Here is a 615-nt window from a genome sequence, read left to right as displayed (position 1 = left end):
TGTAAAAATTAACGGTGAGCGACACTACCTATGGCGCGCGGTCGATCATGAAGGCGAAGTCCTGGAAAGCTTTGTGACAAAGACGCGCGATAAGCAGGCCGCATTGAAATTTTTAAAGAAAGCAATGCGTAAGCACGGTCGACCCGAGGTGATCGTCACGGACCGGCTGCGCTCGTACCGCGCCGCGCTGAAAGAGATCGGCGCCGCAAACAGGCAGGAAACGGGCCGCTGGCTGAACAATCGGGCGGAGAATTCACATCTGCCGTTTCGACGACGGGAGAGGGCGATGATGCGTTTCAGGCGGATGCGAAGTTTACGGAAATTCGCCGCAGTCCACGCTTCCGTCTATAATCACTTTAATCAGGAACGCAGCCTCTCAACTCGACACAATTTCAAACTCAACCGCGCCGCCGCTCTTGCCGAGTGGCGCGGCCTCTGCGCAAAATAAGAGGCAGCGTCACTGTCCTTGTGGAGACTGGTTCGAATTCGTCTGATGGTGTGGACGGCTCCACCCGAACGGCATCTCAATGTGCCATGCTGGTGCTGTTTGCAACCAACAGAGAGAAGGAGCCATCCACATGACTATTACAACACTCGGGATCGACATCGCCAAGT

Annotated in this window: 1 protein-coding gene; it reads left to right on the top strand. The window is 55.1% G+C overall.

From position 1 onward, the window contains the following. Positions 1-448: DDE-type integrase/transposase/recombinase (locus tag ROG8370_RS19990; protein ID WP_139838259.1), on the top strand; the 448-nt coding region annotated here is incomplete at its 5' end. Positions 449-615: the final 167 nt, after the last annotated feature.

The sequence above is a fragment of the Roseovarius gaetbuli genome, assembly GCF_900172365.1.
In the GTDB taxonomy this organism is placed as follows: Bacteria; Pseudomonadota; Alphaproteobacteria; order Rhodobacterales; family Rhodobacteraceae; genus Roseovarius; species Roseovarius gaetbuli.
This window is presented reverse-complemented; position numbering and strand designations above follow the sequence as displayed.